This window comes from Pseudomonas sp. K2I15 (assembly GCF_002204795.1).
Lineage (GTDB): Bacteria > Pseudomonadota > Gammaproteobacteria > Pseudomonadales > Pseudomonadaceae > Aquipseudomonas.
The window spans coordinates 1-12,164 of record NZ_NIXO01000097.1 but is presented as its reverse complement, the minus strand read 5'-3'; the positions used below and the strand labels follow the sequence as shown (position 1 = coordinate 12,164).

Below are 12,164 nucleotides of genomic sequence, written 5' to 3'. Positions count from 1 at the left end.
GTGTCAGTGACATATCGGTGACTGACACTGCGCCTTCGCGAGCAAGCCCGCTCCCACAGTTTTTACCGCATTCCTACAGTGCGAACTGCGCGAAGCTCACGCCAGCGCCTGTCGGGCGTACATCTTTGAGGAACGAGTCCTTGTCGGCACTCAGCTCCAGGGTGATTTCCGGCTTGCGCTTGCCAGCATTACGCACCACCAAACCTTCAAGCTTCTCGCGCAAAAATACCGTCGGCACTTTCAAGTGCAGCAACTGGTCGCTTTCAGCGTTGTGCATCAACAAGTGAATCCACTCGTACTGGCCCACGGCAATGCGGCCCACCGGCAGGTCGAACCACCAGATGTTGCGTTTGCGGTCCAGGTCGGTGAAGTGGCAGTTGTTGACGCCGAGTACGGCACCGCCCAGTTCCTGGTTTCTGCGGGCAATGGCCTGTGCTTTATTGAGTTTCATAACCTTCCTACGGGATCTGTTATCCAGCGCTTGCGCCTGAATGTGCCCGGCATTCTCGTGGGTTGGCCGCAAAACATAAAGCCAAACCTGCTGCGGGTGAGCAAGTGTGCGATGAAATGCCTGGCAAAAAAATTGAAACTCTCTGGAAAGGCCTGCGGTCAACGATTACGTAGTGACCAAAATCCTTGATTGTTCCCAGGAGAAATACCATGAGTAGCACATCGGATAAGGCAAAAGGTTTAGCGAACGAGGCCGTCGGCAACATCAAGCAAGGTGTCGGCAAAGTCACCGGCAATGACAAATTGCGGGCTGAAGGTGTGATTCAGGAAAAGAAAGGCGAAGTGCAAAAAGCAGTCGGCGACACCAAGGACGCGGTAAAGAAAGCGGTCAAATAGTCCCGACCTGGCTGCCTGCAATCGAGCAGCCCGACGGCCATCCACGGATGGCCGTTTTTGTGTCACCTGTTGTGATTAAACTTTGGAAATTGTTTCAAGGTCGCCAAATGGGCTACCTTGATGTAGAAAACGGCCCCTGAGTCGCCCACGAACTCAACCTTTTTGCGGCGAAAGGAGACGCTATGATTTTTCCGGTATTACAAGGCTTGCCCCTGCACAAGGTACTGGTGCGCACCGTCAAAGAATTTGCTGATGACGAGATGTCGACCTACGCCTCGGCACTGGCCTACCAGATGCTGTTCTCGTTGTTTCCCTTCCTGCTGTTTTTGATTGCCCTGATCGGTTTCCTGCACCTGCCGGACTTCTTCACCTGGCTGCGCATGCAATCGGAGCTGGTATTGCCGCCCCAGGCCCTGGAGCAGGTCAACCCGGTGATCGACCAGTTGCAGCAATCCAAGGGCGGCCTGCTGTCGGTGGGTATCGTGATTGCGCTGTGGACCGCTTCGGCCGGTGTGCGCCTGATGATGAGCGCGATGAACGCCGCCTACGACGTGGTGGAAGGCCGGCCGATCTGGAAGCGTTTCCCGCTGTCGATTTTCTACACCGTAGGCATCGCCGGGATGTTGTTGGCCGCCGCCGCGTTGATGGTGCTCGGGCCGCAGGTGATGGAATGGCTGGCGGGGCAGATCGGCATGCAGGAATTCGTGGTCACCCTGTGGACCATCCTGCGCTGGCCGCTGATCGTCATCCTGTTGATGTTTTCTGTGGCCCTGATGTACTACGTGATGCCCGACGTGAAGCAGAAATTTCGCTTTATCACCCCGGGTTCGGTCCTGGCGGTGGTGGTCTGGATCATCGCTTCCCTGGGCTTTGGTTACTACGTCAAAACCTTTGCCGACTACAACGCCATGTATGGCAGTATCGGCGCGATCATCGTGTTGCTCTTGTACTTCTACATTTCGGCCGCCGTGCTGTTGCTGGGGGCGGAGATGAACGCGGTGATCGAACACATGTCGGCCGAAGGCAAGGATCCTGGTGAAAAGGACTTTGGCGAGCACGACGACAAGCACCATGTCTCAGGCCTTGGCCGGGACCACTCACTCAAGCCCACTACCGATGAAGCCTGATCGATGATCCGTGAAATCCTGAAAATGGGCGATGAGCGCCTTCTGCGTGTTGCCCCGCCGGTTCCGCCGGAGATGTTCGACAGCCCCGAGCTGTGGCAGTTGATTGATGACATGTTCCAGACCATGGAACACGTGGGCGGCGTCGGCCTGGCCGCGCCGCAAGTGGGTGTGGACCTGCAACTGGTGATCTTTGGTTTCGAGAGCAGCGAACGCTACCCGGACGCGCCCGCCGTGCCCCAGACCATCCTGATCAACCCGCTGATCACACCGCTCAGCCCGGTGCTGGAAGAAGGCTATGAAGGTTGCCTGTCGGTGCCTGGCTTGCGTGGGGCAGTGAACCGTTACCAGCAGATTCGCTACGAAGGGTTTGACCCCAAGGGCGAGCCGATTGTGCGGATTGCCGAAGGCTTCCACGCGCGGGTGGTACAGCACGAGTGCGATCACCTGATCGGCCGGCTGTACCCGTCGCGGATTACCGATTTCAGCAAGTTCGGGTTTATCGAAGTGATGTTCCCGGACATGGACCCCACAGCGGACGAATAAACAGCGATCCCTGTGGCGAGGGAGCTTGCTGTGGCGAGGGAGCTTGCTCCCGCTGGAGTGCGAAGCGCTCCCAGGATTTTGGGGCCGCTGCGCAGCCCAGCGGGAGCAAGCTCCCTCGCCACAGAATGTGTGGTTTATTTAGCGGGCTTAACAAACCGCAGCGTCATCCGGTCCGACTCACCAATCGCCACATACTTCGCCTTATCCTTCTCCCCCAACGTCAACGCAGGCGGCAAGGTCCAGACCCCATCCGGGTAGTCCTTGGTATCTTTCGGGTTGGCGTTGACCTCGCTCTGCCCCTCAAGCTTGAACCCCGCATCGGTCGCCAGTTTCACCACATACGCGGTGGTCAGGTAACCACTGTGCTTGATGTCTTCCAGCGACGCTCCATCCTTGGCCCGGTGATCCACCACACCCAGCACGCCGCCCGGTTTCAACACCTTGAAAAACGCCTCGAACATCGCCGGCGCCGTGTCCGCCATCACCCAGTTATGCACGTTGCGAAAGGTCAGCACCGTATCGGCCGAGCCAGGCTTGCCCAGCACCGGTGCCTTGGGGTTGAACTCGGCGAAGCCGGCCTTGGCGTAATGCACCGGGTCTGCGGCGAATTTCTTCTTCAGGTTTTCCTCTGACGTACGCGCGTAGGCACTGCTGCTCGGCGCCTGCACAGCGGCGATGTAATGGCCGTTGTCCTTGAGCAGCGGCGCCAGCACTTCGCTGTACCAGCCGCCACCCGGGGTGATCTCGATCAGGGTCTGGTTGGCCCGCAGGCCAAAGAATTCCAGGGTCTGCTGCGGGTGACGATACACATCGCGCGCGCTGTTGGCAGGCACACGCCAACTGCCGGCGAGCACGCTTGCATACTGCTCGGCGGAAACTGGCGCTTCGGCTGCCTGGCTCAAGGCCGGGACGAGGAGGGCTGCAAGGGATAAAGCTGCAAGGGTCGCTTTCATGATCTTCCAGGTAGTGGGCCGCTGTAGCGCCGAGGCTAGCATGGGGCCCATAAACTCTGTTTACACATTATCGAAGGTCGACCTTGCCAACGGTTCTAAGCCCATGGCGATCATTGGTTTGTTGCGTTTGTAACGCACCAGGCGCTCGGAAAGGGACTGCGGCAGCAACGTGTCCTGGGTAAAACCGAGGCGCTGGTAAAAGCCTTCCAGTTCCGGGTGGCACAGCAGCCACACCGTGCCGTCGGCACTTTCGACCGCGTCCCCAATCAGCCGCGCCGCCAGCCCTTGGCCACGCAGCGCCGGGTCGACAAACAATCCGGTCAACCATTGCCCGCCCACCACTGGCGTGAGGCACAGGCCCGCGACAATCTCGCTGCCTTTGGCCACCCACAACTGGCCGCCCTTGAGGGCTTTCATCGGTGAGTTATGGCTGCGGTAAAACTTGTTCAGCAGCGGCCACAAAGGCTCTGCCAGTCGATCAATGTGCAACTCGGGCATGGTTTTCAAACACGCAGGTTCTGGGGCTGCGGATTATAAGTCGGGCAAAGCGCCTTCTGTTGGGCAATAGGTGTTATACCCAGTGTTACATCCCCTGTAAGTGGAGCACGCATCATGGCCAAAGGTCTGAATTCCAAGAAAGCTGACAAGAAGAAACCGGCAAAGACCGCCGATGAAAAACGCGCCGAGAAAAAGGCCAAGAAAACCGACAGCAATCTGTTCGGTCACTAAAGTTCTAAGCTAAGCACCAAACGATCTGCAAGATTTTCCCGCCTCATTGCACAGAGCAGGATGAAGCCGACTTTTTCGTCGGCCACGCCTGCCCTGAGCTGCCGATGTCCAACTACCTTGATGAAACCCACAGCCTCGAAATCGAAGCCCTGGCCCGCACGTTTACCGCCCGCACCGAGTGGCCGACCTGGGTGCTGTTGATCGGCGTGTATGCCGGCTGGTTTGCGGTGATGCTCGCCAGCCACTGGCTCGGCCTGTGGCTGAGTACGGGGCTGCTGATTCCGATCGTGGCGCTGTGGATGTCCCTGCAACACGAACTCCTGCACGGCCATCCCACCCGCTTTAATGCGTTGAACAAACTGCTCGGCTACGCACCTTTTGCCGTCTGGTATCCCTACACCCTGTACCGCAACTGCCACCTGGTGCACCACAACGACGAAGACCTGACGGTGCCCGGTGTCGACCCGGAAAGCCGCTACCTGAACCAGCGACAGTGGGACGCCAGTTCACTGTTCGAGCGCACTTTGCATTGGCTGACCAAGACCGTCCTCGGGCGCTTCCTGCTGGGTTCGCCGCTGGCGCTGTGGAAGCTGGCGCGCAACGAGTTCAGGCGCCTGCGCCAAGGCCAGCGCCAGGCGTGGTTGATGTGGCTGAGCCATGGCGCCGTGACCGTGCTGATGCTGACCTTCATCGCCCACTGCAGCGCGCTGCCGGTGTGGCACTACGTGGCGCTGGTCAGCGTGCCGGCCTTGTCGGTGGCGGCGATCCGTTCCTACTATGAACACCGCCCGCACCCACAACCGGAGCAGCGCACGGTGCTTAACGAAGCCGCGTGGCCGTGGACCTGGCTGTTCCTCAACAACAACCTGCACCTGGTGCACCACGACTTGCCGAAGCTGCCGTGGTACTTGCTGCCCACCGTTTACCGCGCGCGCCGCGAACAATGGGTGGCGCGCAGCGGCGGGTTTCTGGTGCAGGGCTACGGGCAGTTGATCGGCCGTCACGGGCTCAAGGCCATCGACAGCCCACGGCACCCCTTTGCTTGAGAGACGACCATGAGTGAACGCTACGCCGAACTGTTGATGTACGTGGCGCCGCAGCAGGTGCAACAGGCCAATGAGCGTTGGCTTTCACGCATCCTGGAACGCCTGGGCGCGGCCCGTCGCACTGCGGGGCACCTCGACCTGCGCGCCCTGTGGCGCGCCCCCGAATTACTGCTGACGCAAACCTGCGGCTACCCGCTGATGACCGAGCTGCGCGGGCAAGTCCAGGTGGTCGGCCGGCCGCGCTACGAGCTGCTCCACAGCAGCGCGGGCGCCCATTGCAGTCTTCTGCTGACCCGCGACGACAATTCCCGCACTGCCTTGGCCGACTTCTACAACAGCCGCGGCGTGATCAATGGCCACGACTCCAACAGCGGCATGAACCTGCTGCGCGAACGCCTGGCGCCTTTGCAGCAGGGCGGCCGGTTCTTTGCCGAGGTCGGCATCAGCGGCGCCCATCGTGAAAGCCTGCGCTGGCTGCGCGAAGGCCGCGCTGACCTTGCCGCCATCGACAGCGTGACCTTCGACTACCTCGCACGTTTTGCGCCAGAGGAAGTGGCCGGGCTGCGGATCGTCACCCGCAGTGCGCCCAGCCCCACGCTGCCTTACATCAGCGCATTGGGCTCAAGTGAACCCCTGCGAGAGGCCATGAACCTGGCCTTGCAGGATCTGCCCGAAGTGGTGCAAACCCTCGGCATACACGAAGTGCTCCCCGCCAGCGAAGCCGATTACCAGGTGCTGCTGGATTACCGGCAGCAGGCCGAAGCCCTGGGTTACCCGAAGCTTCAATGATCGTTCCCACGCTCTGCGTGGGAATGCCGCCCTGGACGCTCTGCGTCTGCTCTTAAGGTCGTGACGCAGAGCGTCACAGAATGCATTCCCACGCGGAGCGTAGGAACTATCGGTTATATAAAAATACCTTTTAAATATTATTAAAGAATAAGCAGCCTTGCTAGGATCGCCCCACCGGAACACCGGACATAACGCGCAACCTACTCAGATGGAGCCACTATGTCCGGCGCCGACACTTCTCACAGCGACTACGTGGGCGGATTATTCCGCAGTCATTACGACTGGCTGTGCAGCCGTTTGCACCGCCACCTCGATTCCCGCGCCCACGCCGAAGACATCGCCGCCGACACCTTCGTCCAGCTTCTGAGTTCCCCGGGCGTGGCGCCGATTCGCCAGCCCCGCGCCTTGCTCACCACCATCGCCCAACGCCTGATGTATCAGCTGTGGCGCTGCCGTGACCTGGCGCGCGCGTACCACGAGGCCCTGGACAACGACGAAACGTCGCCCGCGCCATCCCCTGAAGACCTGGCGCAAATGCTCGAAGCCCTGCAGGCCATCGACCACGTGCTCGACGGCTTGCCGGCCAAGGTCAAGGCGACCTTTTTGCTCTCGCAACTCAATGGTCTGACCTACCCGGAAATCGCGGCGCAGTTGGGCATCTCCCAACGGTCGGTCAGCAATTACATGGCCCGTTTGCGCCAGACCCCGGGCCAGCAATACAGCTACCTGTCGCCGACGGCGCCGGAAGGGGCGTTTTACTACACGCGGCTCAGTTATGACTTTTAAACCCTGATCTTGAAGGGTGTGGAGATCAAATGTGGGAGCGGGCTTGCTCGCGAAAGCGGTGTATCAGTTAGCACATGTATCGACTGACACGACGCCTTCGCGCAAGCCCGCTCCCACACTGACGCTGCCCACTTTGGACCTGTTTTGAATCTCCAAGAGGCTACTCATGAGAACACTAAAAAACCTGCTCGGTGGCTCGCTGCTCGCACTGACCGTCCTGGCACAGTCGGCCACGGCCGCCGAACCTGCCAAACCGATCCACTTCGGTGACATCACCTGGGAAAGCGGCAGCCTGATCACCGAAGTGCTGCGCCTGATCGTCGAGAAAGGCTATGGCCTGCCCACCGACACCTTGCCCGGCAGCACCGTGAGCCTGGAAGCCGCCCTGGCCAAGAACGATATCCAGGTGATCGGCGAAGAATGGGCCGGGCGCAGTCCGGCGTGGGTCAAGGCCGAAAACGAAGGCAAAGTATTCGGCCTGGGCGACACGGTCAAAGGCGCCACCGAAGGCTGGTGGGTGCCGGAATACGTGATCAAGGGCGACGCCGAGCGCGGTATCAAACCCCTGGCCCCGGAGCTTAAATCCGTCGCCGACCTGGCACGCTACAAAGACGTGTTCCGCGACCCCGAAGACCCGACCCGTGGGCGCTTTCTCAACAGCCCCACCGGCTGGACCTCAGAGATCGTCAACAGCCAGAAACTCAAGGCTTACGGCCTGACCGACACCTTCGTCAACTTCCGCACCGGCTCCGGCGCGGCGCTGGATGCCGAGGTGGCTTCGTCGATCCGTCGCGGCAAGCCGGTGCTGTTCTACTACTGGTCGCCGACGCCACTGCTGGGTCGCTTCAAACTGATCAAACTGGAAGAACCACCGTTCAACGCCGAAGCCTGGAAGACCCTGGCCGACGCCAACAACCCACACCCCATCGGCACCCGTTCGATGCCGGCGCGGTTGGCGATTGGCGTGTCGGCGCCGTTCAAGGCGCAGTACCCGCAACTGGTGGCGTTCTTTGAAAAGGTCGACCTGCCGATTGACCTGCTCAACGGCATCCTCGCGCAAATGGCCGAGAAACGTACCGCGCCGCGCCAAGTGGCCGAAGCGTTCCTGAAAGAACAACCGCAGGTCTGGCAGCAATGGGTGCCGGCAGACGTCGCGGCCAAGGTTAAAGGGAGTCTCTGATGCGCAAGCTCATCGCCGCAACACTGTTGGCGCTGTGCGCCGGGCCACTGCTGGCGGCAGAACCGGCCACCTTGCGTGTCGGTTACCAGAAAGGCTCGGTGAGCATGGTGCTCGCCCGTGAGCATCACCTGTTCGAACAAGGGCTGGCGGGCACCAAAGTGGAGTGGGTTGAATTCCTCGGCGGCCCACCGCTGATCGAGGCCTTGAACGCCGGCAGCATTGATATCGGCAACATCGGCGACATCCCGCCGATCTTTGCCCAGGCCGCCGGGATCGACATTCGCTACATCGGCGTCGAGCCCAATGACGGGCGCACCGAAGCCATCCTGCTGCCCAAAGACAGCACCGTGCAAAGCGTTGCCGAGCTCAAGGGTAAGCGCGTGGCGTTGCTCAAGGGCTCGAGCGCCCACAACCTGTTCCTCAAAAGCCTGCTGCGTGCCGGTTTGCAGTGGAAGGATGTGAACGTGGTGTACCTTTCGCCCTCCGACGGCCGCGCCGCGTTTGAACAAGGCAAGGTCGACGCCTGGGTGGTGTGGGACCCGTACTACTCGGCGGCCGTGGTGGACGGTTCGGCGAAGGTGCTGGGGGATGGCCAGGGGCTGAACCCGGCGGGCAGTTTCTTCATTGCCAGCGGCCCGTTTGCCAAGCAGCACCCCCAGGCGATTGCCGCGATTCTCAAGGTGTTTGCCCAGGCGCAGCGGTTGTCGCTGGACCAGCATGATGAAAGCGTCGCGCTGATGGCCAAGACATTGGGCTTGCAGCCGGCGGTGGTGGAAAGCTACTTCAAGCACCGCTCGCCGACGCCAAGCCGGCCACTGAACGCGACGGACATCGCCACCCAACAAGGCACTGCCGACGCGTTTTTTGCCAATGGCCTGATTCCGAAACAGGTTGATGTGCAGCAAGTCGTGTTCAAGGCCCCATAGCTTTTTCGGTATGCGAATACCCCTGTGGCGAGGGAGCTTGCTCCCGCTGGAGTGCGAAGCGCTCCCACATTTTGACCGTGTTTCAGATCATGGATTTTCGGCGGCCAGCGCGGCAATCACCGCTGGCCGCTCGCCTACCCGCTGTTGAAACTTCGCCAGCGCCGGCCACTGCTGCAAATCGATATCAAAGAATCCAGCCCAGCGCAGCACCACAAACAGGTACGCATCCGCCACCGAGAACTGCGCGCCCAGCAGGTAATCCTGACGCTCCAGTGTCTGCACCAGAATCGCAAAACGCTTGAACAACGTGGCCTTGAACAGCGCCTTCACCTCATCGGGGATCGCGTCCTGGAACAGCACACCCAGCCCGCCATGAATCTCGCTGGAGACAAAGTTCAGCCACTCCTGCAAACGCACCCGTTCCCAACTGCCATTGGCCGGCGCCAGGCCCGCTGCGGGTACCCGGTCGGCCAGGTATTGCAGGATGGCGGCGCCTTCGGTCAGCACTTCGCCGTTGTCCAGTTGCAGCGCGGCCACGTAGCCCTTGGGGTTGATCTGCAAGAAGTCATCACCGTCAGCCGTGATCTTTTTCTGGTTGTCGACGCGAATCAATTCAAACGGCAGGGCCAATTCCCGCAGCACGATATGGGAGGCGAGGGAACAGGCATTCGGGGAAAAATACAGCTTCATCGGGGCAACTCCGCAGGACAGTTGCCTTAAGTCTGGTGGGCATGGCACCGTGCGTAAAATTAATCTTTCAGAATCCTGCCATAAGGACAGCTACTGCCATGATGAACCTGATGCACTGGCGCCTGCTGGTGGCCGTGGCGGACAACGGCAGCATCACCGCCGCCTCCGAGCGGGTGGGCATGACCCAGTCCGCTGCCAGCCAGGCGATGGCGGCCATGGAGGCCAACCTGGGTGCGCAACTGTTTGTGCGTGAGGCGCGCCAAACCGTGCCCACCGCCCTGGGCCTGCAAGTGATTGAGCAGGCGCGGGTCATGCTGGGTGCCTTGCAGGCGATTCGCACCACGGTTGACGAAGCGCGGCCCATGCTGCGTGGGACTATTCGCATCGCGAGTTTCCCCATGGTACTGGCGGTATGCCTGCCGCCGCTGTTGCGGCGGTTCAACCAGCTTTACCCGGGCATTGAGGTCACAGCGCTTGAAGTTACAGACGATGAAGTGAGCGCCTTGCTCGACGCGAATTTGATCGACCTGGGCGTGGTACTCAACCCGCCGTCCGAGCGCAGTGCTGCGGTGCTGGGGCGCGATAGCTGGGTGGCCGTGCTGCCGATGGCGCACGTGTTTTCCCGGCGCCCGGCGCAGGCAACGGTCACGCTGGAAGAACTGGTGGAACAGCCGTTCGTGCTCGCCACCGGCGGCTGCACCGTCAATGCCCGCAGCCTGGCGCAGGAAGCCGGCCTGGTGTTGCGCGAGGTGCGGGTGCAAGTGCGGGAGTGGAACAGCGCCTTCAGCCTGGTGCGCGAAGGTGTGGGCGTAACCCTGGTACCCGAGACGACCCTGCCGGCCCAGCGCCATGGCTTGCGCGTGATGCAACTGGCGGAGCCGATACACCGCGAATTTGCCCTAGTGACTTCACGCCACCAACCACCTTCCGCTGCGGTTAATGCGTTGTTGCAAATGCTGGCTGACTAGTGGCCTTGCATAGCGCCAACGCCTGTCTATGCTCACCCAGAACCGTTGATGACGCATGGCATATAAAGCGTTTCGGATGATTTTCCGCATAAAGGTCTGCGATCAAGATTCAAGCCGTGAATGGAATGCGCCCACGTGGGCGTCGGTAAAATAAAGGGTGATCTGACATGTTCAACCGCCAACACAAATCCGACCTGCTGGAAATCGAACGTTTCTCCTGTGCCCTCACCGAAGCCAAGGCTAAATTGGCCGCCATCAGCCGCTCCATGGCCATGATCGAGTTTGATCGCGACGGCATCGTGCTGGATGCCAATCAAAACTTCTGCAAGGCCATGGGCTACAGCGCCGAAGAAATTCGCGGCAAGCACCACCGGATTTTCTGCGAAGAGGCCTATACCCACACCGATGCCTACGCCAAGCTCTGGCGCGACCTGGCGCGGGGCGAGGCCCTCAGCGGTACCTTCATGCGTTTGAACAAACATGGCCAGGAAGTGTGGCTGGAAGCCAGCTACATGCCGGTACTCGGTGCCGACAACCAGGTGCAGAGCGTGATCAAGGTCGCTTCGGACATCTCGGTGCGGATTCACCGCGAGCATGAAAACCAGAGCCTGATCGACGCCATCGGCCGCTCCATGGCGGTGATTGAATTCACCCCGCAAGGCCAGATCCTCAATGCCAACGACAACTTCCTGAAGACGGTGAAGTACTCCCTCAATGAAATCGTCGGCCAGCACCACAGTATGTTTTGTCATCGCGGTGAGACCGAGTCGCCGGCCTACAAAGCCTTCTGGGCCTCGCTCAATCGCGGCGAATATCACTCTCACCGGTTTGAGCGCAAAGACAAATTCGGACAAACGTTGTTCCTGGAAGCCTCCTACAACCCGATCTTCGATGCCAACGGGCGCCTGTACAAAGTGGTGAAGTTCGCCAGCGACATCACCCACCAGGTCACTACCTTGCGCACCGCTGCCGATTCGGCCCACGCCACCTCGGTGCAGAACGACGCCTGCGCCCGCAAGGGTTCGCAAGTGGTGCAGCAAACCGTGCAAATCATCGAAGAAATTTCCCGTGACCTTAACGAAGCGGCCGTGAGCATTGATGCGGTGAGCAAGCAGTCGGACATCATCGGCAGCATCGTGCAGACCATTCGCGGCATCGCCGACCAGACCAACCTGCTGGCGCTGAACGCTGCGATCGAGGCGGCCCGGGCCGGTGAGCATGGGCGCGGGTTTGCGGTGGTGGCAGATGAGGTGCGCAGTTTGGCGGCCCGTACCAGCCAGGCGACGATCGAGATTGTGGATGTGGTGCGCAAGAACCACGACCTGTCGATCAGCGCGGTGTCGAGCATGCAGTCGAGCTTGAGTCGCACGGGGCTTGGGGTGGAGCTGGCGAATGAGGCGGGGCAGGTGATCCTGGAGATTCAGGAAGGGTCACGGCATGTGGTGGATGCGATCAGTCAGTTCAATTCCACACTACAGTTGCAGTAACACCGCAGATCAAATGTGGAAAGGGCTTATGTGGGAGCGGGCTTGCTCGCGAAAGCGGTGTGACAGTCAGCCTATGTATTGACTGACACACTGC

At 60.4% G+C, this 12,164-nt stretch carries 14 protein-coding genes and 1 pseudogene; 11 read left to right on the top strand and 4 right to left on the bottom strand.

What is annotated here, in order from left to right:
• Positions 1-73: 73 nt before the first annotated feature.
• The gene (locus CEC48_RS29505; RefSeq protein WP_088427040.1) at positions 74-451 is read right to left on the bottom strand and encodes a hypothetical protein; all 378 of its coding nucleotides are present in this window, start codon (positions 449-451) and stop codon (positions 74-76) included.
• 209 nt (positions 452-660) lie between these two features.
• On the opposite strand from CEC48_RS29505, the gene CEC48_RS29500 reads away from it, so the two are divergent.
• The 3 genes from CEC48_RS29500 to def all read left to right on the top strand — a co-directional run bounded on the left by CEC48_RS29500 (position 661) and on the right by def (position 2,516).
• Complete coding sequence (locus CEC48_RS29500) at positions 661-846, top strand: CsbD family protein (RefSeq protein ID WP_069552063.1); 186 nt, start codon at positions 661-663, stop codon at positions 844-846.
• A gap of 182 nt (positions 847-1,028) precedes the next feature.
• Positions 1,029-1,973: a YihY/virulence factor BrkB family protein gene (locus tag CEC48_RS29495; RefSeq protein WP_088427039.1), complete on the top strand. Its 945-nt coding sequence runs from the start codon at positions 1,029-1,031 to the stop codon at positions 1,971-1,973.
• Between the two features lie 3 nt (positions 1,974-1,976).
• Positions 1,977-2,516, top strand: coding sequence for a peptide deformylase (def, locus tag CEC48_RS29490; RefSeq protein ID WP_088427038.1), 540 nt, complete (start codon positions 1,977-1,979; stop codon positions 2,514-2,516).
• A 134-nt stretch (positions 2,517-2,650) separates the two neighbouring features.
• Here the strand turns inward: def and CEC48_RS29485 are convergent, their stop codons facing one another.
• Together CEC48_RS29485 and CEC48_RS29480 are read right to left on the bottom strand one after the other, a co-directional pair.
• Positions 2,651-3,469 carry a class I SAM-dependent methyltransferase gene (locus CEC48_RS29485; RefSeq protein ID WP_088427037.1) on the bottom strand — a complete coding sequence of 273 codons (819 nt, stop codon included), beginning with the start codon at positions 3,467-3,469 and terminating at the stop codon, positions 2,651-2,653.
• Between the two features lie 60 nt (positions 3,470-3,529).
• The gene (locus CEC48_RS29480; protein ID WP_088427036.1) at positions 3,530-3,967 is read right to left on the bottom strand and encodes a GNAT family N-acetyltransferase; all 438 of its coding nucleotides are present in this window, start codon (positions 3,965-3,967) and stop codon (positions 3,530-3,532) included.
• Between the two features lie 335 nt (positions 3,968-4,302).
• On the opposite strand from CEC48_RS29480, the gene CEC48_RS29475 reads away from it, so the two are divergent.
• From CEC48_RS29475 to CEC48_RS29455, 5 genes are all read left to right on the top strand, one after another.
• Positions 4,303-5,244, top strand: a complete 942-nt coding sequence (locus CEC48_RS29475; RefSeq protein WP_088427035.1) for a fatty acid desaturase — start codon at positions 4,303-4,305, stop codon at positions 5,242-5,244.
• A 9-nt stretch (positions 5,245-5,253) separates the two neighbouring features.
• Positions 5,254-6,033, top strand: coding sequence for a phosphate/phosphite/phosphonate ABC transporter substrate-binding protein (locus CEC48_RS29470; protein ID WP_088427034.1), 780 nt, complete (start codon positions 5,254-5,256; stop codon positions 6,031-6,033).
• Positions 6,034-6,252: 219 nt separating this feature from the next.
• Positions 6,253-6,819, top strand: a complete 567-nt coding sequence (locus tag CEC48_RS29465; protein WP_256579796.1) for a sigma-70 family RNA polymerase sigma factor — start codon at positions 6,253-6,255, stop codon at positions 6,817-6,819.
• A 166-nt stretch (positions 6,820-6,985) separates the two neighbouring features.
• On the top strand, positions 6,986-7,999 hold the full coding sequence (locus CEC48_RS29460; RefSeq protein WP_088427033.1) for an ABC transporter substrate-binding protein: 1,014 nt from the start codon (positions 6,986-6,988) through the stop codon (positions 7,997-7,999).
• Positions 7,999-8,925, top strand: a complete 927-nt coding sequence (locus tag CEC48_RS29455; RefSeq protein WP_088427032.1) for an aliphatic sulfonate ABC transporter substrate-binding protein — start codon at positions 7,999-8,001, stop codon at positions 8,923-8,925. The genes CEC48_RS29460 and CEC48_RS29455 overlap by 1 nt, the downstream gene beginning before the upstream one ends.
• Positions 8,926-9,012: 87 nt before the next feature.
• On the opposite strand, the gene gstA is transcribed toward CEC48_RS29455, so the two are convergent.
• The gene (gene gstA / locus CEC48_RS29450) at positions 9,013-9,615 is read right to left on the bottom strand and encodes a glutathione transferase GstA (protein WP_088427031.1); all 603 of its coding nucleotides are present in this window, start codon (positions 9,613-9,615) and stop codon (positions 9,013-9,015) included.
• Between the two features lie 98 nt (positions 9,616-9,713).
• Between gstA and CEC48_RS29445 the strand changes: the two genes are divergently transcribed.
• The 3 genes and pseudogenes from CEC48_RS29445 (at position 9,714) to CEC48_RS32325 (ending at position 12,070) form a co-directional block, all read left to right on the top strand.
• The gene (locus CEC48_RS29445; protein WP_088427030.1) at positions 9,714-10,583 is read left to right on the top strand and encodes a LysR family transcriptional regulator; all 870 of its coding nucleotides are present in this window, start codon (positions 9,714-9,716) and stop codon (positions 10,581-10,583) included.
• Positions 10,584-10,750: 167 nt separating this feature from the next.
• Positions 10,751-11,476, top strand: a pseudogene (locus CEC48_RS32330) (PAS domain-containing protein); the annotation flags it as partial.
• Between the two features lie 21 nt (positions 11,477-11,497).
• Entirely contained in the window at positions 11,498-12,070 is a 573-nt protein-coding gene (locus CEC48_RS32325) for a methyl-accepting chemotaxis protein (RefSeq protein ID WP_371917789.1), read from the top strand.
• Positions 12,071-12,164 lie beyond the last annotated feature (94 nt).